Source organism: Commensalibacter papalotli (ex Botero et al. 2024), assembly GCF_947179115.1.
In the GTDB taxonomy this organism is placed as follows: domain Bacteria; phylum Pseudomonadota; class Alphaproteobacteria; order Acetobacterales; family Acetobacteraceae; genus Commensalibacter; species Commensalibacter papalotli.
Genome location: NZ_CAMXCI010000003.1, coordinates 160260 through 185573 on the forward strand (window position 1 = coordinate 160260; position 25314 = coordinate 185573).

A 25314-nucleotide genomic window follows, 5' to 3' on the forward strand; every position below is an offset into this window, starting at 1 on the left:
AAAAATGTTTATTTGAACCTCAAATGATAGGATGGATATCCTATCATTTCTCTCATGATAGGGTGTAAGTCATTACTATTCATATGGGTGGCTGCGGCTGGACTAATTATTCTAATACCAGCTTGTTTAAATGCCAGTTTAGAACGTTGAATATAATAATATTGCGATACAATAATAACAGAGTTTAAATGATTTTCTTGCAAATATCGAAATGTATTTCTTGCTGTTGCTCGGGTATTATTCCCTTGACCATCTTTAATAATTCGAGATAGAGGAATATCATGTTGTGTTAGATAATTTGCCATACTAATAGATTCATCCACACCTTCTTGGCCAACACCGTCACTGACTAAGATTAAAGGGGCATAACCAGATTGATAGACTTCAATAGCTTTATCCAAACGATCTATGTAATACTTTACTAAGCGTTCCATTACGAGATACCTGACCACCCAAGACGACAATAAGGTCAGTTTGTAATAATTTATCCGATGAGCCAGATAAAACAATACTGAGCACAGCCCCAATAGATAAAATAATTAAACCTAGCGTAATCTTTATAAAAGAGAAGTAAAACATTGGGCGCATAATAATTTTAAAGTAAATTAATCTATATCATTTTTATTGGAAGAAGTTTCATCCTCTGAGAGTGAGTCAACATCTTCTTTATTTTGTAATCTGCTCGGCAATAACAATCCAGATTGATCTAAGACAGGATAAGCAGCAGAAGCAACAATATGGGTATTGGTACGTTTTAGATCTCTGGCCAATTCTAACATAAAAGATCCTAGCTGTATTTGTAATTTTTTGTTTTCAGTTTCATCACGTAAGCCATTATAATAAATAGAATTTGCTTTATTTTCGATTTCTCTAAAAACATCTTTTTCTTCGGCTAAATTCATCGCCAGATCTTCATCCTCATTCATAAGTAAAGTTGCTGCCATACGAAGGTTTTTGTGCATGCGTTTCAACATATCTTTTAAGGGATCCATCATATCATCAGGTAAGACAATACGTTGTTTTGCCATTTTCTGGACGGTAGGTAAAACATTACGATCCAACACGTCACTAGCATTGGCAATTTGAGTGCAAAAAGTCAGTATTCGCTCTGTTTGTGTTAGCTCATGTCGATTTAAAGATTCAGGATCAAGTGCTGTGACGTAACTTTGAATAGAATTTGTTAATTTGTCTAAGATACTATCAACTCTGCGCGCTTCAATGGCGATTTGAGGTGTTTTACTTTTTAAAGTGTTATCTACGCCATTTATCATTTTTTCCAAAGCGTCACACAAGCGTAAGCATTCTCGAATAGCATTACTGATCGCCAGCATAGGTGATTGTTGAATGGCTGATTTGTCTAAGTAAATAGGTTTTGATGGATCTTCGATTTTTTCCTCTTTTGGCCGAGGCATTACTCGTTTTAAGAATTCTGCATAAGGGGTCAAAAAAGGTAAAAATACAATCGCAGTAATAATATTAAATAAGGTATGAAAATTTGCGACTGATCTATTTATATCAGGATAATAATAAACAAACCAACTGGAGAGTTGAGAAAGGAAAATTAGACATATCGCAGCGCCGATAAGACGATTAAATAAATTTCCAATGGGTAACCGTTTTGAAACAATATCTTTGCCAGAACCTTCTAGAACAGGATTTAACGCTGTGCCAATATTAGACCCAATGACCATAGCAAAGGCAGTATCTGGTGAAATTACGTTATGAGATGCAAAAGATGCAATTAATAAAACTACGGCCACAGAGGAATGCATAATCCATGTTAAAACCAATGCAATTAATACAGCGATTAATGGCATGTCAGCGATACTGCCTAACATCATTCGTAAAGATGGTTGGTTTGTATAGGGTTGCAAAATGACCAGGAATTGATGCAACGAAATTAAAATTAATCCCAAACCAATAAAAGATCTGCCCAAATCACGAACCGTATTCATGGCACGCCTGAACATGATAACCCCAATTAATACAAAAAGAGGGGCAATCCGAGAGACATCAAAGGACAAAAGTTGAACGATTAAAGTCGTTCCAACATTGGCGCCCAGCATTACTGCCAAGGCCGAAGGTAATCCAATAACCCCATTAGCGGTAAAGCTGGTAATCATTAACCCAGTTGCAGTCGATGATTGAAGAACCGCTGTGATGCCAAGACCTGCGAAAAATGCTTGTATTCTATTGCGTAAGGTTTTGGATAAAACGTGATTCAGCCTTGCTCCAAAAGCACGTTGTACCCCTGTTTGTACCATATGCACGCCCCATAATAAAAGGGCAACACTGCCGGCAAGATCTATGACACTAACAAAATCCAACGATAAACCTCATTTTAAATAAAGAAATTTTTATGGGACTATATGGGTCTATAGCCAATTCAATCAAATATGTAAGGAAATAAGTAATTTTTAAAATATTAATGCCAACAAACATATCATAGTAATATGTTAATAAGCAATAAGGAGATAGTTTTAGTTAATTATTGATTTGATAAAATGATACGTGATTTAAAATATAATATAATTTAGTAAATTTGAAAATTTACTAAATTATATGTTGTTAATTTATTCAGAGATTTTATTTAAAGTGCTTAATACTTCGTTATGCAACATTATATTTTTTGTTTTATCTAAGTTAAAATGTTCCCATTCTTGCTGATTACTTCTATTTGCAACAAATGAAGAGGGCGAGTTTGATGTTTTTAAAGGATTTGAAGAGTAATATTTGCTATTTTCTCTACTTTTAAGGCTATAAGTATCTTTTCCAAATTCATTCAAATCAACACAATCAAAGATACGTTTTTTGTTATGAATGATAGCTGTTTTCATATTTAAAGTTGATAAAAAAATCTTGCTTGGTGTGTTAGATTTTTTAATCATTACAAGCTGATTATCTACTTCTTTCAAAATAGAATTTTCATTTTTTTTGGTAATAAAAAAGTGTTTTATTGACATTGTTTACCTAAGTGATTTTGTTATTTTGTAAGATACAATGTATATAATGTATATTATTTTCTGTTTTTACAAGATTACAAAAATTTTTTATCAAAATGGTGGGATAGGGTTTAGATCAAGCCATGCGTTTACCCGATAGGAATATTCTTATTGATATTGGTGTAAGTCTTTCCATTCTTTAATAGAATTAGAAGTATAATGAAGGTTGGTCGTGTATTGTCGAGTGTTTAATTTCTTCTAGCAGCAGAGTTCTTATGGCAGTTGCAGATTTGGGCAAAGGACCAGTATCTGAATCCAAAATCTGCCTAGAGGGTATAGCTAATACGGTATCAGCATTTAATTGTTTGGAGTATTTTAATGCGCAATATCCATCCATCTCATCATGCTGATAATAACGGTTAAGTGTCATTGTATAACCTAAAATAACCGAAACAGGTTTGATTTATTAAGTAAAAAAATATTATGGTTAATGGTCAAGCAAGTAGCTAATAACTCTTAAATTATTGTTTCCATAGGAGATACCATTGAGATTGGCGTAAAAGATTCCCATTCCTTGGGTATAAATGCAGAATGAGATATATACGAAGTAATTTCATTAATGCCTATATAATGTTTTTTATCTTTTGTGTGAACAAAAATGTTATAGGCTGAAAAGCTCAATTTTACATGATCCGCAGTATAATCATCCGATAATAAAGCTATTTGAAACGACTCTTGATCTTCACTATATTTCAACTCAAATATAATATTGTTATGAAAACAAATTAATTTGATTTTACCATTTTGTTTAAATATTTGCAGAGGTATACAATAAGCTGCGTCCCCTAGATTTAACATAGCTATTAGTTTTTTTGTAACAAAGTTATAACCTAAATAGTAACCATTATAGTTTATAAGATAAGGGTATGGATTAAGGGATATGGGCAGCTTAATGTCTTCGTACGATATCTTTTGTGTATGATAGAAAAAGATAGATTTTAAGTACTCCGAGCTTTCATACTGGTATCCTTTTACATTCAGCCAATAGCATAATTTCAAACGAAAACAATAATCTTCTTGTATAATATGATTATCCTTAACTTTTTTAAAAGCAGCGCTTGTAAGCATTTTATAAGTAAGAAATGTATGACTTTTCAAAAAACGTTGCGCTTTGGCCAATACATTAGCAATATGATGTCGTCTGATATAAGTTATTGTCTTTATAATATTTTGATTGTCGCCTTGCACTAAAGCATCAATAATAGATTTTAAATACGCTGATCCTTTCAAGTGTAAAGTAATTAGATGCCCAGTGTAATATGTAGGGATAAAGTTTGCATGGAAGATTTCTTGAAGTAAATATCCAACATGATGTTTATCTAGCCAAGAAGGATCACTTAAAGGATCATAAAGAATATATATATTTCCTTTTAGATCATTTTGATCAATCGTGGATTGTTCTATTTCTTCCTTGGTCAACCTTTCTAGTGTTTGTGCTGCATTAGTTGTTATAGGGCATAAATCTTGATTAATAGTAGCTCTAGGTGCTAGGGTTAGCACGATATCAGCATTCAAATGTTTAGAATATTTTAATGCCCCATACCCTCCCATAGAAGGGCCAAGAACAATTATCTTTTTATATTTTTTGGTAATTTCATTACATAATGGAATAATATGATTCATATCTGAGTGCAGATAATGATTATCAATTTTGGGTGTAATACCTAAACAGGATATATTATATTTTTCTACAATAGGAAGAAGATAATATGTTTCTTTTGCAAGATGATTTTCATATCCCCCTAAAAATGTAATTATAATATAATCTGAGTTACCCTCGTGATGGTGTAGATATAGTTCCTCCCCTTCAAAAATGATCATACTATGTCCCTTGGTATTTAATAGTAATTTTTAAAAAATTTTTGGTAGTATAATTGACCGATATTAATTTTTCAATATTGATCAATTATATTAATAAAAGCTTAAAATGGTTTCACCTTTTGAGACATTCATTATATTATAAATTAAAAAAGACTAGTTTTTTTATACAATAAAATATTTTGCCTTTGGATGAAAAATAACCAGTGCAGATGTGGATTGCTCTGGATGTAACTGCCATTCCTCTGATAAAGTAATGCCTAATTGCTCTGCTTTCAAGAGTTTCAGAATATGTTTTTGATCTTCAATATTTGGACAAGCTGGATACCCAAAAGAATAACGTGATCCACGATACCCTTGCATTAAAAGTTGGTTCATATCAGGATCATCTTCACTCATATATCCCAACTCTGAACGCATGCGTTGATGAGTATACTCTGCCATTGCTTCAGTCATTTCAACGGATAGGCCGTGTAAGTATAAATAATCTTGATAACGATTATCTTCAAACCATACTCGGGTTGTATCAGATGCTTGTTGTCCAACGGTCACGACTTGCAAACCGACGACGTCACGCACTGGATCATCAATATCACGGATAAAATCAGTAATACAAAACCGATTAGCCCCAGATTGTCTGGGTAAAGAAAAACGACATAACTCTGTTTGACCATCTTCATCAAAAAGGATCAAATCTTCTCCACAAGCAGCAGCCTTCCAATAACCGTATAAAGCTTGTGGTTGTAGGATATTTTCTTTCTCACATTGGTTGATGAGTTTATGCAAAATAGGTCGTAGCTCAGTTTTAGCATTTTCAAGGAATTCTTCCAAAGTTTTTCCTTGTTTTTTCATACCCCACTGCATTTGATACAAAGAACGCTCGTTTAAGAAGGGCAAGATTGCTTTCATCTTGGCTTCTAATTTTTTTACACCCCAAAAAGGTGGTGTAGGCACATCTTCATTAGGTGCTATTTCCTGACGGCGTTTGGTTGATTCTGCCAGAGTTAACGGTGGAGTTTCTATTTTTTCTTTTTTAGCGACACGTTTAGGACGCTTATTTTGCACTTTTTGTGCTGCGATATATCCTTCTAAATTACCTTGAGAAATTTTTTCCATCAAAGTCAACCCATCAAAGGCATCGCGCGCATAGGCAACAAGGCCATTATTCTTGCTATACGCTTGGGAACAATCCTCTTCAACATAAGCACGAGTTAAAGCTGCCCCCCCTAATAAAACAGGGATATCTAATCCTTGTTCAGCCATTTCTTCTAAATTTTCTCGCATAATCACGGTGGATTTTACCAAAAGACCAGACATGCCAATGGCATCAGCCTTGTGTTCTTTGGCGGCAGTAATCATATCCGCAACAGGCACTTTAATGCCTAAATTAACAACATTAAAGCCGTTATTGCTGAGAATAATATCAACTAGGTTTTTACCAATATCATGCACATCACCCTTAACAGTCGCCAAAACCATGGTACCTTTGGTATCGTCACTGGTTTTTTCCATAAAAGGTTCAAGGAAGGATACGGCGGCTTTCATTGTTTCAGCAGATTGTAACACAAAAGGTAATTGCATTTTTCCAGAGCCAAACAGCTCACCAACTGTTTTCATCCCACTCAGTAACAAGGTATTAATAATTTCCAAAGGCTCGTATTTTTCCATAGCCTTTTTCAAATCTTCTTCTAATCCTTTGCGATTACCGTCCACAATACGATCATGAAGTTGTTCCTCAATTGTTGTTGCAACAGGGCGTGCCGCAGCTTGAGAGGCTTTACGATCTGCAAAAATTTCTAAAACTTTCTTCAGAGGATCATAATCAGCGGTTCTGCGATCAAAAATCAAATCTTCGATGACTTTGACTTCCTCTTTGTCAATTAAATGCATCGGGCGGATTTTAGAAACATGAATAATCGCAGAAGTCATGCCTGCTTGTTGCGCATGATATAAGAAAACCGAGTTTAATACAGCACGGGCAGCAGGATTTAAACCAAAAGAAATATTGGATAGACCCAATACAATTTGAATGTCTGGGAATTTGTCATGGATTGCCTTAATACCTTCCAAAGTCCACAATCCTAATTTACGATCATCTTCAACCCCTGTTGCAATGGTAAAGGTGAGGGGGTCAATCATCAAATCTGATTGAGGTAACCCATAACGATCACATGCGAATTCAACCAAACGTGTGGCGATGCGTAGTTTATCTTCTGGCGTTTTGGCCATACCGACCTCGTCAATGGTCAAAGCAACGACTGCAGCACCGAATTTTTTGGCGAGTATCATCCGTTCAGCTGCAATTTCTTCACCATCTTCGAAGTTGATGGAGTTAATGATGGGTTTACCACCGTGAAGTTTTAAACAAGCTTCAATAACATCTGTGCCAGTTGAATCTATGACGAGAGGTGCATTGATAGATGAAGTAAAGCGTGGAATGATCTCTCCCATTTCGGCCATTTCATCGCGTCCTACGAACGCCATACAAACGTCAAGAGCGTTTGAGCCTTCTTTTAACTGCTCACGTCCAACGGTAACACAACCATCCCAATCTTGTTCTGCTTGCAAATCACGCCATTTTTTAGAACCATTGGCATTACAACGCTCTCCGATGGAAAAAAGACTGTTTTCTTGGCGCAAAGGCACAGAAGAGAAAAGGCTTGCAACAGAAGGCACTGCAACATGCGTGCGTGGAATGGTTTTAGGACGATCAGCAGAACCTTCTTTTTGTGCTCTATCACGTAACACTTTGTCCATAGCAGCGATATGATTTGGGTTGGTTCCACAACAACCACCCAACATGTTTATCTTTTGTTCCTCTATGTAACGCGCCATCCAGTGTCCCATTTCTTCTGGAGATAAAGGATAATGTGTTTTACCGTCTAAGAGTTCTGGCAAGCCAGCATTCGGTTGCATAGAAATCAGGCGTGGCCAATATTGAGATAACCATTTAATCGCTTCGGCCATTTCCCGAGGGCCAGTTCCACAATTCATACCCATCATATCCACGTCAAGCGCATCAATAATCGTTGCAGCGGCCGCTATGTCACTTCCAACTAACAAAGTTCCAGTGGTTTCAATGGTAACCTGAACAAAAATGGGCAGAAAAATATTGGCTTCTCTTTGAGCGATCTTTGCGGCATTAACGGCAGCTTTGATTTGTAAAGGATCTTGACAAGTTTCAATCAAGAATCCATTCACACCACCATCAATTAACCCTCGACATTGTTCTGCAATGGCAGCTTCTAAAGGATCATAAGCAATATTCCCAAGGGAGGGGAGGCGTGTGCCCGGACCAATGGATCCAACCACAAAACGTTCTTTACCATCTTTAAACAATTCAGCGGCTTCATTTGCAATTTCAGCTGCACGTTTATTAATTTCTCTGGTTTGATCTTGAAGATCAAACTCGCTGAGGGTAATCGTGGAGCCACCAAAGGAATTGGTTTCTACCATATCAGCGCCAGCTTCGAAATACTGTCTGTGAATATCACGAACCAAGTCTGGTCTGGATAAATTTAAGACTTCTGTACAATTTTCTTTGTCCCAAAAGTCTTTCTTAGTATCCAAATCAAGCATTTGGACAACAGATCCCATACCACCATCGCAAAGAAGAATATGGTTTTGCAATTTATTAAGAAGTTTACTTTGCCTAGGCATGAAATCATGTCCTCAATAGTTAAAAAGGATTTTAAATAATAGTTTTTTAGTCTTATAGAGTATATGCTATATTTTTTTCAATTAAAAATCTATTTGATCGTATGGATGATTACGATAGTTGTAATATAATGTTCAGTGTAACAACGTTATAATATAAAATGTTTACTGCGGTTGAAAATGTATTCTTATGGAATATATTAAAATAGAAAAGATAATAAAAATTTATTTTTTTGCGATCTTGAAACTAATTTATTTAAAAGACATGAAATGGTTTGAATTATTTGCAAATAATTGATATGTTCCGTTGTGCTTCTTTAGGATCGTAACTTCAAAATATTACTGTACTGCATTAAAAATTGTTAATTGCAGTGTTTTTTTTGGTATATTTAAAGCTATGTCTTGGGGAATCATTAAGTTAATTTTGTTAAGATTATTGATAGAGGATGATCCGTGGATCAACCATTAAACATTCCCCCTCAGTCAGGATCGGGGCAAAATAAAGACGGTGCAAGTCAAAAAACTGAACGTCTTTCCCCGATGATGATCCGTATTCGTGCCGCAATGGCTGCTGCTAAATTTCACGGAGTGGATTTAGATATCCGTGATTTGGCCAAGCAACCTGGTGAAGATTCTCCCTCTCCAGCAACCCTTTCACGTTGGTTAAACGGTCAAGGATTGGTTGCAAAAGGCATGCGTTTAAAGTGGCGATATTTAATTCGCTTATATAACTCTCCTCCTGTAGTGCTAATGTTCAAAGATGGCTCTGCGGGCTTGATGGTTGGCGTTAATCCTAAGAAGCGTATTGTTTTTTTACGAGATCCTTTGGGCAAAGAGACCGATACTCCGATTGCTGTTGATGAATTGCGTTTACGTCAAGCATGGACGGGTGATGTTCTTTTAGTAAAGGCAAATCGTAATCTATCTGAAGCTGAAGCAAAAATTAATTTTACATGGCTTACAAAGATGGTATTGCGTGAACGTGTGTCGTTGCGTGATATTAGCTTTGCCTCCATGATTATCAGTATCTTGCAAATTTTTCCTGCATTCATTGTGATGCAGGTTGTTAACCGAGTGATAGCGTTCCATTCAACAGCAACATTAGTGTCTATTACTGGCTTGCTTATCATTTTGAGTTTTTATGAGGTTCTCATTTCGTATGCTCGTCGTGAATTAACGGCAGTGTTGGGTAATAGGTTGGATTCTCGTATTTCTATCCATACTTATAACCGTTTATTATCCTTGCCCTTAGAGTTTTTTGAGCGTCAACAAGCAGGTCGTATTGTTGGTAAAGTTTCTCAGATATACTCTGTTCGTGACTTTATTACGGGAAGGTTGCTAACAACGTTTCTTGATTTGTTTACCTTAGTGGTTATTCTGCCATTCTTGTTTTATATCAGTCCAACCTTAGCATGGCTTACTGTTGCTGGTGCTGGTGGGATTGGGTTGATTGTCGTATTGTTTTTTCCAGCCATTACAATTCGCTTTAAAAACCGTATCGAAGCTGAGATGGGGCGTGCATCCATGATGTATGAAACTGTTGCAGGTATTCGAACGGTTAAAACTTTAGCTTTGGAGCCCGCGCGTCGGCGTGAATGGGATGAAGTTATTGCTGATGTTTCGAAGTGGCGTTTAGCGACGTCTCGAATTCAAAACTGGCCAGAGACTTTGGTAATGCCAATAGATTTCTTTATTAATCGTGGTATTATTTTGATTGGTGCCTATCTTGCAATCACGAGCCCAACCTCTGGAATTGATGCTGGTTCAGTTGTTGCTTTTATGATGTTGGGTGGCCGTGTTGCTTCGCCATTAGTAGGGATTGCAAAATTAACGTCAGTGATGACTGAAGTCAAAACTTCATTAGGTCAGGCTGGTGAAATTTTAAATAATCCAACAGAAACCAAAGCGTTAACGACAGGATTGCGTCCTAAAATTGTGGGGGCATTGGCTTTTGAAAACGTTAATTTTACGTATCCTGGTGGTAGTAGTCGTGCGTTAAAAGATTTAACATTCTCAATTCCAGCTGGGACTATGTTGGGTCTGGTTGGACGAAGTGGTTCTGGGAAGTCTACAGTTACACGTTTGTTGCAAGGTGTTAGCCGAGATTATACAGGTTTTTTACGTCTTGATGGTGTTGATTTGCGCGAAATTAATTTAACACATTTAAGACGCTCATTCGGTGTTGTATTACAGGACAACTTCTTATTTCGTGGAACGATTAAAGAAAATATTACTGCAGGTCGTCCGGGTTTAACAATGGATGATGTTATTAGAGCTTCGCGTTTGGCTGGAGCTGAAGAATTTATTGAGCGTATGCCTGCTGGTTATGATACTTTTATTGAGGAAGGATCGACTAATATTTCAGGTGGGCAACGTCAGAGGTTGGCGATTGCGCGTTCTGTTATTTTGGATCCCAAATTCATGATCTTAGATGAAGCAACTTCTGCTTTGGATCCAGAAAGTGAAGCTTTGGTAAATGCTAACTTAGAGCGTATTGCCAAAGGAAGAACAATGGTGATTGTATCGCATAGACTGTCTTCTTTGGTGAACTGTGATAAAATTATGGTTTTAGATCAGGGGGTTATGCAGGATATTGGTACTCATGAAGAGTTATTGGAAACCTGTGAAATTTATCGCACTTTATGGCTGCAACAAAATAGACATACTCAAGGTGGTGGTAAAACCAATAAAGACAATCAAAGTGGCGATGGCTTGGTGCCTGAAGGAGTTTAATTATGGTAGATGATAATAAACAAGATCAATTACCAGAAGGCACTCAACCTAATGGAAGTGATGATATAAACACTTTGACTCGTTCTGAAAAACAAAGTCAATCAATTGAAAATGTTTCTAAAACATCCGAGGTTGTTGACGGGGAAAAGGATGAGACTGTTCCTGATGGATATTATTTGCCTGATGCTGATTCAGATGATAGTTTTGGTGCTGATATGCCCCAAGCATTGTTGGAATTCCATTCCCCCACTTCTGCTGCAATTAATATGCCGCCGACGGCTTCTGCTCAATATTTAACTTGGTTGATTGGTGCTTTGGCTGTTTTTTCGATTTTAGGAATGTGTTTTTTTCCGTTAGACAAAGTTGTATCTGCTGATGGGCGTTTAATTTCAACGACTACTCCTTTGTTGATACAGCCTTTAGAACAAAGTATTATTAAATCAATAGACGTGAAAGAAGGGGATTTTGTTACTAAAGGACAAATTGTTGCCCACCTAGATCCTACTTTATCTGATGCTGATATTGAAAATTTAAGAGTACAAGTTGATACAGATAAGGCTGAATATGAACGTTTGCGTGCTGAGGCAGATGGTAAAACATACACAGTAGATCCATCTAATTCTGCATCCGTAGAGCAAGGAAATCTGTTTTTAAAGCGTAAATTAGAATATGATGCTAAGGTTGACAGTTTTGATCAAAAAATTGCTGAACAGCAAGCTCAGTTAAAAAATTATCTAGCAAGTATTGCTGTTCTACGTGGGCGAGTGAAAGTAGCTTCAGATGTGCATCAAATGCGTCAAAAGTTACAGCAAGAAGAAGTAGGCAGTAAATTATCTACTTTAGGTTCACAAGATACTTTGATGGATGTTGAAAGTAGATTAATTACAGCTCAGCAATCTGCGAATGGAACAAGTAAAAGAATTGAATCATTATTGTCAGATCGTACTGCATATATTGAAAACTGGAAAGGATCGGTTTACAAAGAGCTTAACGCTTCACTAAAACAATTGGCACGTGAGGACAGTGAATATAAAAAAGCACGTTTACGTAGTAAAAAAATAGTTTTGAGAGCAGAGCAAGATGCAATTGTATTTTCAATTTCCAAAGGATCTGTTGGTTCTGTTTTGAATGCAGGCGTTCCTTTTATGACACTGATTCCAGTTGGAACAGGGTTAGAGGTTGAGGCTGTTGTTGCTGGTGATGAGGTTGGATACTTAAAATTAGGAGATAAGGCAAATATTAAATTTAGTACGTTCCCTTATACTCAATATGGTGGTGCTGAAGCAATTTTAACGAATATTAGTGCTGATGTGTTCCAACCAGGTGATATGACGCAAGAAACAAACCGTCTGGGTGCAGCACCAATAACATTTAGAGAGAAGCCTTTCTTTAGAGCTCGCTTGAAAATTGAGAAATATACACTTCATGGTGTTCCTAACTTTTTCCATCCCACACCTGGATTAACAGTTTCTGCCGATATTCATGTGGGTAAAAGAACTGTTGCTCAATATTTAATGAATGGTGTTGTTCCACAGTTAACAAATGGGATGCGAGATCCTCAGTAAATTGAGTATTTCTTATGGTTAGTTTTAGGAGGATAGCATGAGACGTTTATTTGGTTCTAAGAATAAAAAGATTGATAGAATATTAAATAAAGCAAAAGCGGCTTATGATGATAAAGATTATGAAGTTGCTTTCAATCTATTTTCACAGGCAGCTTCTATGCAATCACCTGAAGCTCAATATTGGCTTGGAATGTGCTATCTGAATGGTTATGGAGTTATTCTGAATTTGAATGATGCTGCTTTATGGCATGAAGCAGCAGCCGAGGCTGGGTGGGTTGACTCTGCTTACATGTTAGCTTTGCTTTATATGAGAGGTATACCTGAGGTCAAAAAGGTTTCTGGACAAAATATTTTTGATAAACCTGATGTGGATTATGATAATTTAAAACCAGATTGGGATAAGTCTCGTCATTGGGCAAAATATGCTGCAGAGCAAGATTTGGCTGAGGCACAAGCTTTATATGCTTATTTGATCTCTCATGAAACCAAAGATCCAGAAATTATCACACAGGCATTAGAATGGTACGATAAATCAATTTCTCATGATTCTTCACAAGGATATATGGGGAAGGGGTTACTGTTATTGCGTTTAGGCGAAAGTGAAGCTGATTATGCAGAAGCAGCCAAATTTTTAGAAGTCGCAGCTGAACGAAAAATGGGATCTGCATTGCATAAATTAGGTGTGATGTATGAAACAGGTAGAGGTGTTCCTACTAATTATAAACGTGCGGCAGAGTTATACAAAGAAGCAGCAGAACTTGGGATCAGAGATGCCCAAGCTTTATATGGTGTAGCATTAAAAAAAGGCCAAGGGGTAGAACAAAATTTTATCCAAGCTGAAACTTGGTTAAGAAAAGCTGCCTTAGCAGGAGATATCGAAGCTGCTGTTGTGTTGGCAGACATGAACGGTCATGGAAATGATGACATTCCTCCTAATTTTACTGAGGCAGCACGATGGTATGTTGTTGCAGCAGAAAAAGGACATATAGCTGCTACCCGTGCTTTGGGAGTATTATATCTTAGGGGGATGGGTGTACCAAAATCATTGGAAAGAGCAGTTGAATTATTAGGTTTTGCTGCCAAAAAAGGTGATGTTGTTGCTATTGTAAGTATGGGAGAGATTGCAATTCAATTGCCCGAAAGTAACTTACAAATTGATAATGTTATCGAAGAATACTTGACCCCTGGTGCAGAGCAAGGGTTTGCTGTTATTATGTTTAATCTGGCAGTTGCATTATTACATAGTAATTCGCTTAATCCAGATTTTGAAAAAGAAAAACAAGCCAGAGAGTGGTTAAAAAAATGCTGTAAAGAGGTAATACCAGCACGCTATTGGTATGGAAGAATGTTATTGCAAGGGACTGGTGGGGAACAAGATACTGATAAAGGTTACGCTTGGATTTCTTCTGCTGCCCATGAGGGTATTATTGACGCACAAATGTTGTGGGCAAATATTTTACTTGAAGGTAACTCTAATGATGGTTCAGCATTAGCAGAGGAAGCTGTAAAATTTTATAAAATGGCTGCTGATCAAGGCAGTGTCCCTGCAATGTTCTCTTTAGGTGCGGTTTATGGTGGCGGTAATCATCTAGAACCTGATCGTGAAAAAGCTCAAGAGTGGTTTAGGAAGGCTGCGGAAAAAGGTCACCCTAAAGCCCAGATGATGTTAGGACGTTATTTAGCGAGGGGGCTAGCTGGAACGAAAGATCTTGATCAGGCACGATATTGGTTGCAGTTGGCTCTGAAGTCTGGTGAAGTCGATGCTGAAATTGATCTTAAACAAATAGATGATCCTAGTTTAAGAGATAAAATTTCAGAAATTAAAAATACTGACTTTGAAACAAAATCAGGAACAGCTGAAAATCAATCTATGGATACAAAAAAAGAGGCTGAAAAGAACCCAGGTAAGGTAGAGGTCGCTCCTGGATTATTTTTTGTAAAGAAGAAATAGGAATATATTAGGATCGTTATTGTTAAGATGATCCTAATAAAAGCTTTCAGTGTCTCAAAAGCCAAAAATAAGATTAAAAGAATATACTAAGAAAAAAGCAGAAGGATTAGAGCGCATTCGTCAAAGTGCTCAAAGTGCTTTTGTACGAGCGCAGGATGAAAAGACGAGAGGTAATATCCAAGAGGCAGCTCGTTGGATGGATAGAGCACATCGATTAGCTGAATATAATCCGAATATTACATTTGATTTGGTGATGTTAAAGCTCAAACTGAGACAATATGACGATGCTTATAGTTTACTAGTTCCTTTGATGAAGAAGTTTGATTTCTACGAAGGATGGTTGGTTTTAGCAATATTGTTGGCTCATAAAAAAGAATTATCTCAATCTATAGAACAATTACACTATGCTTTATCTCGCTATTGCCCAACTAATAAAACTTGGGGAATGATTAGAGAAATTATAAGAAGTGCAGGTAAAGAGGGCTGTTGTGGGTTAATTGGTTCTGTGGGTCAAGTGTGGGTAGATAATAGGCATCGTAAGCATGTCTCAGTATTTTTGGACAATGAATGTATATTTGAAACACTAGATCCATTCTTTTCTTTACCACCAGGTTGGGAAGGGTATTCTTACCTACATGTCGAAATTGAGGATACTCCATTAGTTGGTAGCCCTATCGATATACAAGCTATTCTTCGTACGGAAGGTTTTGTAGAGAATGATGATAAATTTGTCAAAGGATGGTTATGGTATCCAGCAGAGCCTGATCGTATTCCAACTATTTATGTTACTGATGAATATGGAAAATTTTATAAAGAATTGCAAGCGATTAAGGAATTTGATGTCGCCACATTAGAATTTCCTCTTTTTAGAGCCAAACAATTTTTTATTCCGATCGATGAATTTTTGTTTGGACTATATAGGTTTCAAGATGATTATGGTCAGAATTTGATTGGTAGTCCAATTGATCCTTTGGTATTACGAAACAAATCATCTCGTTTAAGGGATATTAAGAAGAAACATCAAAACTATATTCCAGTTTCCGCATACTATAAAGGGAGTCATCCTGAAATAGCTGATGATCAAGGTGTAAGGGTTGTCGTTATAATTCCTGTTTATAAAGGCTTTTACGAAACAATTGCGTGCGTTGAAAGTGTATTAAAAACTTTACCAAAAGAATTTGTTATTCAATTAGTGAATGATTGTTCACCTGATATAGAGCTTATTGAGTGGTTAGAACTTAAGGTAAATCATGAGAGTATTTTTTTAATTCATCATTTGGAAAATTTGGGTTTTCCTGGCGCAGTGAATACAGGAATACAGGCTTGGCCTGGATATGATGTTATTTTATTAAATAGTGATACTTTGGTTGCCAAAGGTTGGGCTGATTGTTTGCATAAAGCAGCTTATAGTGAAGAGAATATTGGCACGGTTACTCCATTTTCAAATGATGCTAGTATTTTTTCCTATCCTTATCATGACAAAGTAAATCCTATTCCGTCTTTGAAATCAGTGCAAAATTTAATGAGGTATATGCAAAAAACACACCAAGATATGGTAATTAATGTGCCAACTGCACATGGGTTTTGTATGTTTATACGCCATGATTGTTTATCTCAAACAGGTTTATTCAGAGAAAATTTGTTTGCCCAAGGCTATGGTGAAGAAAATGATTTTTGTATGCGCGCTCAACATTTAGGGTGGCGGCATGTATTAGCAGCAGGTTGTTTTGTTGGACATAAAGGTGGCGTTTCTTTCCAAAATAGCAAGCAAGCTTTATTAAAGCGTAATCTGGGTATTTTAAATAAACTCTACCCTGATTATGATGAAATGGTTATGGACTATATTGATAAAGATTTTTTACGTTCTGTGCGTCGTAAAGTGGATCTATATCGTTTGCAGGATTTAGAAAAAAAACAAGTAAAACTGTCTAAACCAATACAATATGCATTATTTATTACCCATACCTATGGAGGAGGAGTAGAAAGGGCAGTACAAGAGCGTGCTAATGAGTTGCGTTTAAAAGGAGTGACACCTTTATTTATACGCCCAACATTGTTAGGAGACGCCTGTCAACTTGAAATTCAACTAAAATCTCCTTCTTTTCAAAATGTAGATATCGAAGAATTATATCCTAATTTTAAATTTAATCTACCGTCTGAATATGATGATTTATTAGTGTTTTTAAAAAATAGATCTGTTCTTTATATGCAAGTGCATCATTTTGCAGGACATCATGTGATGATACGTAATTTACTGCAAGATTTGAAAATTGAATATGAAATGTATGTGCATGATTACATGTCTTTTTGCCCTAGAATTTCCTTAATCAATAAACAAGAAGTATATTGTGGTGAGCCTAATGATTTAACTAAATGTCAAATATGTATTGGTAAAGAACTTTTTGATGAGAGTGAACCTATTCATATGCAAAAATGGATAGATCGTTCTGAAAAAGAACTACAAGATGCTAAATTAATTATTGCACCTTCACAGGATACAGCCAATCGTATATATCGTCATTTTTCTAGTATCAAAGAGATACAAATACAAAATTTAGAAGATGATCGTCCGGATTTATCTGTAGAACAGTTATCATATTTTTCACAAATTTGTAATCAAAACCAAAATAGTCAACTTACTACTTCCTCAAAGCGGTTTAAGGTGTGTTTTATAGGTGCTATTGGTATAGAAAAAGGGTTTAATATTGTCCACCAGTTGGTCAAAGACGCAGATCAAAGAGATTTACCGTTAGAATTTTCATTGGTAGGGCGTACGGTTGATGATCGATTGTTTGAGAAAACAGATCGTCTTTTTATTACTGGAACTTATCAAGAGGAAGAGGCTATTTCTTTAGTTAAGCAACAGAATGCAGATATCGCTTTTTTCCCTGCAATCTGGCCAGAAACTTGGTGTTACGCGCTTAGTCTTGCATGGCGTTCTGGTTTGGAAACGGTTGCATTTGACTTTGGTGCAATTGCACAGCGTATTAAAAATACACAAAGAGGATGGATTTTATCATCTTTAATGGCTATTCCTGAGCAAAATGATATGCTATTAAATTTATGTAAGAAAGTAAGATACAAAAAGGATAATCGATAAACAATGATAAATTGTTATCGTTTTTATATTATGATAATTAAGAATAAAATATAAAGTATTGTTAAAAGCAGGGAAGAATAAAAAATGTCAGATGGCAAAGAAACGTCTCAACAAAATCCAAATCAACAAAGGGTTATTGATCTAAATGTTAATGGACATTTGATGAGCCTTGGTGAAGGGTTATATTGTATTTATCATGCACCAGGACAAAGCCCAGCAGATAATTTTGGTTTTCCAGGTTTACGTATTTCTTTGCCACCATTTAAACAATCCGCACAAGTAACCATTGAGACCTTTGAAAATGATGGATGGTTAGGTGCAGAAAAAAGTGCTGCACTTATACGTATTTCAGGTGGGTCTGGATTAATACTTGTGACTGTATATCAAAATCCATCTAGTCAGCAACCAGCACCAAAATTGCAAGTCGTGCGTTTAAATGATGCACCAGAACTTATTTCAATAGATAATCAACAAGTTCCAGCAGTTGGGATGCAGCAGCCAACTACCCAACCGCAAGCTTCTGCAAAACAAACGGTCGCAAAATCTCAAAATGATATTACTGTGTTTGCTCATGTGCAAGGAATGGGCGACGTTGTTGTTCAATCTGGTGAGTGGGTTGGTAATCCAGACAGCAAAACCTGGATAGAGGGATTTGGATTAAATATTAAAAAATATATCCAGCCAGATGATATTGAATATCAAGCCGTGTTAGGTAAAGGATGGATGTCTCCTTGGTATAAAGGGGATCAATTCTGTGGTAGCCGAGGAATGGCCTTGCCGTTGTGTGGTTTGCGTGTAAAATTAAGTGAAGAAGCTGCGAAAAAATACCATATTCGTTTAAGTGCAACATTTGTTGATGGTACAAAGGTTGGACCAATTGAAGATGATAGTATTTTATCAGCTGAATCGGTGGCACCTTTAGAGGCTATCTGTTTTGAGTTGATTTCTCTTGCAGATGGTAAAGTTGTTAGTCGTGGTGGGCAAAGTATAATTAGTAATGATTCTGAAACAACACCACCTAAGAAAGTAATCAGAAAAATAGTGCCTGCAAAATCAGCCAGAAGTAATGTAAAATTAAAAACCACAGCGGCTAAAGCTGCTGCAGCGAAGGTTGCAGAGCAAAAAAGCAACAACAAAAAAAGTAAATAATATGTTGTTTTAAAAGTCTACATAAAAAAATGTAGACTTTTGTTTGAATATATATAGTCCTGTTTTGTTTTTACTTATCGGCAACAGGGCTTTGTTAATATGAATTGGTTTTGCTGTGAAATATTTATTTATTCATCAAAATTTTCCAGGACAGTATTTGCATATTGTTCGTCATCTTGCTAAACAAGGTGGGAATGAAATTGTTTTTATTAGTCAACCTACAGATGCAAGAATAGAAGGTGTTAGATCTGTTTTTTATAAACAAGTTGAACCAGCTCCGGGATTGCAAGCACCATTAGGGGAGCTTGATATGGCAATAAAAAGAGGGGATGAGGTTTATAAGACAGCTAAGACATTAAAAGCTTTGGGATTTGAGCCTGATGTTGTTATTGGACATCAAGGTTGGGGGGAAATGTTAAATTTTCAAGACGTTTACCCAGATGTTCCAGTTTTAAATTATACTGAATTTTACTATCACTCTTCAGGATTAGATGTTGATTTTGACCCTGAATTTCCTGCGGATGAGTTGTTGCCTGCACGAGTTCGGATTAAAAATACTATTAATCTTGTTTCTGCAACGAATCCTGGTTGGGGGCAGACGCCAACTTTATTCCAGCATTCAACATATCCAGATTGGGCTCAAAAAAAGATTACAATCTTGAGAGAAGGGGTTGATTTAAAGAAATGTGCTCCTGAACCATCTATTTATAAAACAGACCTTAAACTAGACAATTTTGTAGTTAAACCAAACGATGTTTTGGTGACATATGTTGCTAGGGGTCTTGAGCCATATCGTGGTTTTCATATTTTTATGCGTTCATTGCCTAAGTTACTCAAAGAGCGTTCTGATGTTAAAGTTGTATTAATTGGTCGAGATCAGGTCAGTTATGGCGCAGTTTTAGACGGAGGAATGACTTGGCGTGATTACATGTTACGTGAAGTTCATGACAAACTTGATATGTCTAGAGTACATTTCGCTGGAAACGTGCCCTATAATGTTTTCAGTAAGGTATTGAAACGTTCTGATGCACATATTTATTTGACTTATCCTTTTGTTTTATCTTGGTCTTTAAGAGAAGCTATGGCGACTGGTTGTGCGATTATCGCTAGTGATACAGAGCCTGTTCAAGAATTTATTGCAGATCGTGTTACAGGGATTTTAACGCCGTTTTTGGATCATGATGCATTAACAGATCGTATATTAGAGGTTCTTGAGGATAAAAAACTTGCTTTATCTATTCGTAAAGCTGCCAGAGCTGAAGCTGAACGAAGTTTATCAATGGATGAGTATATAAGTAATTATGAAAATCTAATTGATGATTTAATTCATCGCAGAACACCTTCTTTGAATTTAGGGAATTCCCCTGCTGAAAGAGCTACACAAGCTCAAGATTAAAAATAAAGAAAATAGCTTTATTTCGTAGGGATAAAGTTATTTTTTTGATATTAATATACGTATAAATATAGTTTATTATAATTTTATACTTAAAATTACGATTGTATTTTCTTGGAAAACCTCTAAATAATAAATATAACATTGTTATTATTTTAAAATTAGGTTTTGGAAAAAATCATGGGGCATCATTTTATTAATCGTAGACAGTTTTCACGTTCTTTATTAGCTGCTTCTGGGGCAGCGTTATTTGTAAATCCTTTATATAAGGCAATGGCTGCAGAGGGGAATACTGCATTTCCAAGTATTGGCGATGCAGTAAAACTAGAAGGTCCACCAAGAAAAATTACGTTAGCTTGGAGTGCAGACTCGATTTGTACGGCGGCTTTTCCCGTAGCTCAGCAAAAAGGTTTTTTTAAAAAATATAATCTTGATGTTAATTTTATTGATTTTGCGGGTTCTGTTGATCAAATGCTTGAAACTATGTCAACAGGTAAAGCAGATGGTGCTTCAGGAATGGCGTTAAGGTGGTTAAAACCATTACAACAAGGTTTCGATGTAAAATTGGTTGCTGGGTTACACTCAGGTTGTTTACATTTATTAGCACCACAAAATGGTACAATTCAAACACTTGCTGATTTAAAAGGTAAAACGATTGGGGTTGGCGATATTGGCGGTCCTGCAAAGAATTTCTTTAGTATAAGATTTAAAGAGATTGGAATTGATCCTGAAAAAGATGTCAATTGGCGTCAATTCCCAGAGGATATGCTACCCCTTGCATTAAAACGCGGAGCGATTCAAGCCGCAGGTTTAGATGATCCTTTGGCATATTTATTTCAAACAAAAAATCAGTTGATTACCGTTGATTCCAATATGGAGGGTAAGTGGCAGCATGTTGCTTGTTGTGTGGTTGGATTACGTGGTTCTTTGATCCGCAAAGAACCGATGGTAGCCAAAGCAATTACACAAGCTATTTTAGAAGCGGGGCAGTGGGTACATCATAATAAGATGGAAGCTGCCAAAATGTTTGAACCTTATGCTCCCAAAGTATCCGCACAAATACTTGCTGCGATTTTGGAAACAGAAGGGACGCATGAGCAGTCTGTTGGAAAACAACTTAATAAAGACGTTGCGTTTTATGCGGATGAGTTAAAGAAAATTGGTGTTTTCCCACAAAGTTTAAATTCTGAAACTTATGCAAATAAAGTAACACAGGATCTTTTCGCTGGATGAAACAGGTTGTAAAAAATGCCTATTGGCCTCAAGTTGTTGGTTCTGCTGCATGGTTATTCACAGCAGGGTTGACTTATTTGATTCCAAATGCAGATGAATTTCCCAGAACAATAACATTTGCTTTGGTGTGTTTGGGGATTGCTGTATTAAGCGCCATCTCTTTACCTTTAAATAAAGTACGTTATTACGGGGCTTGGATTTTGGCCCTAGCGCTTTTTATTGGTATTTGGGAAGTTATTCAAGCAAAGTTATTATTATTACCCAGACCATTTTTTGGTGCTCCTCAAGAGTTATTGGATGTGTTTATTACCGATTGGTATAAATTGTTGAACTCACTAGCACATTCAATGATGTTATTGGTTGGTGGTTATATCCTTGGGTGTATTATTGGTTTTGTTATTGGGGTTGGAATGGGATGGTCCAAATTATTTGGTTATTGGGCGCATCCTGTATTAAGGTTTTTAGGTCCTTTGCCCCCAGTCGCTTTTTTGCCTCTGCTTTTTGCGGTTATCCCATCCAGCTTTGTGGCTGGTGAGTTATTAATGGCATTTGCTGCTTCTTTTCCTGTGGCGGTTTTGACATGGTCAGGGATTGCTGGCGTTAATCCCAGTTATTACGATGTTGCTAAAACAATGGGTGCAAAACCTTTGTTTCTTATCCGCCATGTTGCAATTCCTGCGGCATTACCTTTTGTGTTTGTAGGTATGTTTATGGCACTTGGTTCTTGTTTTTACATGTTGGTTGTTGCCGAAATGCTTGGGGTAAAAGCAGGTCTTGGGTTCTATATGCAATGGGCGCAAGGATGGGCAGCTTACCCCAATATGTACGCAGCATTATTTATTATGGCGGTGATGTGTACTTCGTTTATGACGTTATTGTTCAAAGTACGTAATCGTTTATTGCGTTGGCAAAAGGAAAGCATTAAATGGTAGAAGCTGTGAATAAACAACAAAAAATCGACATTGCGAATGTCAGCCATAGTTATAGTCTTGACGATCACGATTTGCCTGTTTTGGAAAAAATTGATTTAACCATTGAACCGAATGAGTTTGTAGTGATTTTGGGGCCTTCTGGTTGCGGTAAATCGACCTTGCTGCGTATGGTAGCAGGGTTGGAACGTCCAGAAGAAGGCTCTATTACAGCGAATGGTAAAGAAATACTGTCAGCTGATCCATCACGTATTGTGGTGTTTCAAGATCCGACGTTGTTTCCGTGGTTAACGGTTAGACAGAATGTTGAACTGGGCTTTAAAATCCAAAAGAAAGAGGATGATAAAGCCATTACGGATATGTTGGACATGATTGGACTTGCAGGGTTTGACAATGCGTATCCATCACAGCTTTCCGGTGGGATGGCGCAGCGTGTAGCATTGGCACGGGCGTTGGTGAATGATCCTAGTGTGTTGATTTTGGACGAACCTTTGGGAAAATTGGATAGTTTGACCCGTATTACCATGCAAAAAGAGTTGGTTAATCTATGGCAGAATAAACAATTTACAGGATTGATGGTTACCCATGATATTGAAGAAGCTTTGTTATTAGCAACTCGGATTATCGTGATGAAGCAACGTCCTGCGCATATTATTGGTGAGTTTAAATTGGATATGGCGTACCCAAGACATCGAGATTCTGAGGAGCTTTTAAAAATTCGCCGAGAGATTTTTGAATTATTAGGGCATAAGTCTGATTGGTAGAGTGAAAGAGTAGCTAAAATTGTTGTTTTAATTTTATGAAGGATTTTTAATTGTATTTTTTATGAAAAAAAATTAGTTGATATGAAGGAAAATTTTAAATTTTCTTCAAAAAATAAACACTTATTAAAAACAGATTTAAAAGATTTAGAAAATATTACAATTTGCGGAAATAATATACTTAAAAAATATTTTTATTGCCTTACTTGTATAGCTAGTATTCAAACATTTGCTATTGCTCACCATGAAAATATACCATTCAAATTAGTCATAATTTCAATTTCCAGTCTTGTTGTATTGTTATGGTTATCAATACGATACGTTAATTTAATTAAGAGTTTTTTTGAATTTGAAGTGATTAAAAAAGCCTTTTATAGATTGAGTGATAATATACAAATGGTTATAACTATTGTAATTTCTATAATTCTTTGTTTTTTTTTATGATATCATTTGATTTATATTTTCGGGTAATAGCTATCTTTTTTATATAATTATATATGAAGCTATAATGATATAACTTCATATATAATAACTAGTTCTTAAAAGAATACTTATTCGAAAGTTAATTGAAAAAATAGTCAATAAGATTTAAGCAATATGTTAATATTTCACGTTTATACAAATGTGTATATTTCTTCTTTCGGTAGTCGTGATTTAGGCCTTTTGGCATTGCTGTCATTGTCTGCGTGATAGCCGATACTGGCGACCACAACGCTTTGTAGGCCTTTTTCTTTTAATCCCAACAGCTCATCCATTTTTACGGGATCAAATCCTTCGATTGGGGTTGAATCAATGCCAATAGATGCGGCGGCAAACATAAATTGTCCCAAAGCTAGATATAATTGACAGCTTTCCCAGCGATGTAAATCAGTTTGTGTTTTATTATTAAGATCGATAAAAAAACGGCGATCACGATCCATACTTTGTGCAATCTTAGGATCAGTAAATCGACCATCTTTAATCTCGGTATCTAAAAGATGTTTAAGATAGCTATCCTCTAATGAAGATTTGATACAAAAGATAATAGTGTAAGATGAATCAGTAATTCGAGCATGATTGAACTCTGCAATGGCAGGAAGGATTTTATCTTGTGATGTTTTATTATTAACAACAAAGAAATGCCAAGGCTGAGAATTTACTGAGGAAGGGCTATTTCTGAGAACGGTAAGGAGTTGATCGAGATCTTGGTTAGAAACTGATTTGTTTTTATCGTATCTTTTTGTTGTATAACGTCTTTGAGATATTTCAACAATATTCATTGTAATTTCCTTTAAGAATAGGTCTTTCACCTAAAGCGTAACTTAAAGTAGTTCAATGATAAACTAAAAATTATATCAAATTGGAGGGCTGGTTAGTCAATATCAGATATGCAAAGACTATTTTCAGTAAACAGTCTTTGCATAAAGAACTATTTTATTATTTGTAATTTTTAATTGAAGTTTCAATTAATTCACAAGCTTTGGCTTTGTTATCCCAACCTTGGATTTTAACCCACTTGCCTTTTTCAAGGTCTTTGTAATGGGTGAAGAAATGTTCGATTTCTTGGCGAGTGATTTCTGGAAGCTCTGAAACTTCTTTAATATTGGTATAAAGAGGGTGGATTTTATCATGAGGAACACAGATGACTTTTTCATCCATGCCTGATTCATCTTCCATTTTCAATACACCAATAGGGCGTGCACGAATAACGCATCCAGGGATAATAGGTTCTGGGCATAGAACCAACATATCAATTGGATCACCATCAGCAGCCAAGGTATTTGGAACAAATCCATAAGCAGCAGGATAAACCATTGGGGTAAAGACAACGCGATCAACGAAAACAGCACCACTATCTTTGTCTACTTCGTATTTTACTTTTGATCCTTTGGGGATCTCAATAACAACATTAATATCATTTGGCACATCTTTGCCAGCAGCAATTTTAGATAAATCCATAATTTTATTCCAATTCTTATTAAGATGCGGAATCATAGCGAGTTATTGGTATTTTTTCAATATATATAAGCTGTTTGTAACAATG

The 25314-nt window shown here is 36.2% G+C and carries 18 protein-coding genes; 9 read left to right on the forward strand and 9 right to left on the reverse strand.

The window, feature by feature from the left end:
- Positions 1-8: 8 nt before the first annotated feature.
- The 7 genes from QMN76_RS07715 to metH all read right to left on the reverse strand — a co-directional run bounded on the left by QMN76_RS07715 (position 9) and on the right by metH (position 8480).
- A complete protein-coding gene (locus QMN76_RS07715; protein WP_282023343.1) occupies positions 9-434 on the reverse strand; it encodes a YdcF family protein in 426 nt (141 codons plus the stop codon).
- Positions 394-579 (reverse strand): hypothetical protein, encoded by a 186-nt coding sequence (locus QMN76_RS07720; protein WP_282023341.1) that lies wholly within the window; start codon positions 577-579, stop codon positions 394-396. Before QMN76_RS07720 ends, QMN76_RS07715 begins: the two co-directional genes overlap by 41 nt.
- A gap of 26 nt (positions 580-605) precedes the next feature.
- A complete protein-coding gene (locus tag QMN76_RS07725; protein ID WP_282023339.1) occupies positions 606-2327 on the reverse strand; it encodes a Na/Pi cotransporter family protein in 1722 nt (573 codons plus the stop codon).
- 246 nt (positions 2328-2573) lie between these two features.
- The gene (locus QMN76_RS07730) at positions 2574-2963 is read right to left on the reverse strand and encodes a hypothetical protein (protein ID WP_034337922.1); all 390 of its coding nucleotides are present in this window, start codon (positions 2961-2963) and stop codon (positions 2574-2576) included.
- 187 nt (positions 2964-3150) lie between these two features.
- Positions 3151-3372 carry a hypothetical protein gene (locus tag QMN76_RS07735; RefSeq protein WP_034337918.1) on the reverse strand — a complete coding sequence of 74 codons (222 nt, stop codon included), beginning with the start codon at positions 3370-3372 and terminating at the stop codon, positions 3151-3153.
- Positions 3373-3458: 86 nt separating this feature from the next.
- Complete coding sequence (locus QMN76_RS07740) at positions 3459-4823, reverse strand: hypothetical protein (protein ID WP_034337916.1); 1365 nt, start codon at positions 4821-4823, stop codon at positions 3459-3461.
- A gap of 162 nt (positions 4824-4985) precedes the next feature.
- Positions 4986-8480, reverse strand: coding sequence for a methionine synthase (gene metH / locus QMN76_RS07745; protein WP_282023335.1), 3495 nt, complete (start codon positions 8478-8480; stop codon positions 4986-4988).
- Between the two features lie 450 nt (positions 8481-8930).
- On the opposite strand from metH, the gene QMN76_RS07750 reads away from it, so the two are divergent.
- The 9 genes from QMN76_RS07750 (at position 8931) to QMN76_RS07790 (ending at position 23294) form a co-directional block, all read left to right on the forward strand.
- Positions 8931-11210: a peptidase domain-containing ABC transporter gene (locus QMN76_RS07750; RefSeq protein ID WP_084051518.1), complete on the forward strand. Its 2280-nt coding sequence runs from the start codon at positions 8931-8933 to the stop codon at positions 11208-11210.
- A gap of 2 nt (positions 11211-11212) precedes the next feature.
- Entirely contained in the window at positions 11213-12775 is a 1563-nt protein-coding gene (locus tag QMN76_RS07755) for an HlyD family type I secretion periplasmic adaptor subunit (RefSeq protein WP_034337908.1), read from the forward strand.
- Positions 12776-12812: 37 nt separating this feature from the next.
- On the forward strand, positions 12813-14726 hold the full coding sequence (locus QMN76_RS07760; RefSeq protein ID WP_282023330.1) for an SEL1-like repeat protein: 1914 nt from the start codon (positions 12813-12815) through the stop codon (positions 14724-14726).
- Positions 14727-14775: 49 nt separating this feature from the next.
- Entirely contained in the window at positions 14776-17826 is a 3051-nt protein-coding gene (locus QMN76_RS07765; RefSeq protein ID WP_282023328.1) for a glycosyltransferase, read from the forward strand.
- Positions 17827-17910: 84 nt separating this feature from the next.
- A complete protein-coding gene (locus tag QMN76_RS07770) occupies positions 17911-18975 on the forward strand; it encodes a hypothetical protein (RefSeq protein WP_282023327.1) in 1065 nt (354 codons plus the stop codon).
- A gap of 115 nt (positions 18976-19090) precedes the next feature.
- On the forward strand, positions 19091-20371 hold the full coding sequence (locus QMN76_RS07775) for a glycosyltransferase family 4 protein (RefSeq protein WP_282023326.1): 1281 nt from the start codon (positions 19091-19093) through the stop codon (positions 20369-20371).
- 177 nt (positions 20372-20548) lie between these two features.
- On the forward strand, positions 20549-21601 hold the full coding sequence (locus QMN76_RS07780; RefSeq protein WP_282023325.1) for an ABC transporter substrate-binding protein: 1053 nt from the start codon (positions 20549-20551) through the stop codon (positions 21599-21601).
- Positions 21598-22533: an ABC transporter permease gene (locus QMN76_RS07785; RefSeq protein ID WP_282023324.1), complete on the forward strand. Its 936-nt coding sequence runs from the start codon at positions 21598-21600 to the stop codon at positions 22531-22533. Before QMN76_RS07780 ends, QMN76_RS07785 begins: the two co-directional genes overlap by 4 nt.
- Complete coding sequence (locus QMN76_RS07790; protein WP_282023323.1) at positions 22527-23294, forward strand: ABC transporter ATP-binding protein; 768 nt, start codon at positions 22527-22529, stop codon at positions 23292-23294. Before QMN76_RS07785 ends, QMN76_RS07790 begins: the two co-directional genes overlap by 7 nt.
- A gap of 611 nt (positions 23295-23905) precedes the next feature.
- On the opposite strand, the gene nfsB is transcribed toward QMN76_RS07790, so the two are convergent.
- Positions 23906-24550, reverse strand: a complete 645-nt coding sequence (gene nfsB, locus QMN76_RS07795; protein WP_282023322.1) for an oxygen-insensitive NAD(P)H nitroreductase — start codon at positions 24548-24550, stop codon at positions 23906-23908.
- A 157-nt stretch (positions 24551-24707) separates the two neighbouring features.
- Positions 24708-25229, reverse strand: coding sequence for an inorganic diphosphatase (gene ppa / locus QMN76_RS07800; protein ID WP_282023320.1), 522 nt, complete (start codon positions 25227-25229; stop codon positions 24708-24710).
- Positions 25230-25314: the final 85 nt, after the last annotated feature.

What these genes read in the sequence shown, in the direction of transcription:
- QMN76_RS07715 (WP_282023343.1), bottom strand. Translation starts at nt 434, where the DNA reads ATGGAACGCTTAGTAAAGTATTACATAGATCGTTTGGATAAAGCTATT.
- QMN76_RS07720 (WP_282023341.1), bottom strand. Translation starts at nt 579, where the DNA reads ATGTTTTACTTCTCTTTTATAAAGATTACGCTAGGTTTAATTATTTTA.
- QMN76_RS07730 (WP_034337922.1), bottom strand. Translation starts at nt 2,963, where the DNA reads ATGTCAATAAAACACTTTTTTATTACCAAAAAAAATGAAAATTCTATT.
- QMN76_RS07735 (WP_034337918.1), bottom strand. Translation starts at nt 3,372, where the DNA reads ATGACACTTAACCGTTATTATCAGCATGATGAGATGGATGGATATTGC.
- QMN76_RS07740 (WP_034337916.1), bottom strand. Translation starts at nt 4,823, where the DNA reads ATGATCATTTTTGAAGGGGAGGAACTATATCTACACCATCACGAGGGT.
- metH (WP_282023335.1), bottom strand. Translation starts at nt 8,480, where the DNA reads ATGCCTAGGCAAAGTAAACTTCTTAATAAATTGCAAAACCATATTCTT.
- QMN76_RS07755 (WP_034337908.1), top strand. Translation starts at nt 11,213, where the DNA reads ATGGTAGATGATAATAAACAAGATCAATTACCAGAAGGCACTCAACCT.
- QMN76_RS07760 (WP_282023330.1), top strand. Translation starts at nt 12,813, where the DNA reads ATGAGACGTTTATTTGGTTCTAAGAATAAAAAGATTGATAGAATATTA.
- QMN76_RS07770 (WP_282023327.1), top strand. Translation starts at nt 17,911, where the DNA reads ATGTCAGATGGCAAAGAAACGTCTCAACAAAATCCAAATCAACAAAGG.
- QMN76_RS07780 (WP_282023325.1), top strand. Translation starts at nt 20,549, where the DNA reads ATGGGGCATCATTTTATTAATCGTAGACAGTTTTCACGTTCTTTATTA.
- QMN76_RS07785 (WP_282023324.1), top strand. Translation starts at nt 21,598, where the DNA reads ATGAAACAGGTTGTAAAAAATGCCTATTGGCCTCAAGTTGTTGGTTCT.
- QMN76_RS07790 (WP_282023323.1), top strand. Translation starts at nt 22,527, where the DNA reads ATGGTAGAAGCTGTGAATAAACAACAAAAAATCGACATTGCGAATGTC.
- nfsB (WP_282023322.1), bottom strand. Translation starts at nt 24,550, where the DNA reads ATGAATATTGTTGAAATATCTCAAAGACGTTATACAACAAAAAGATAC.
- ppa (WP_282023320.1), bottom strand. Translation starts at nt 25,229, where the DNA reads ATGGATTTATCTAAAATTGCTGCTGGCAAAGATGTGCCAAATGATATT.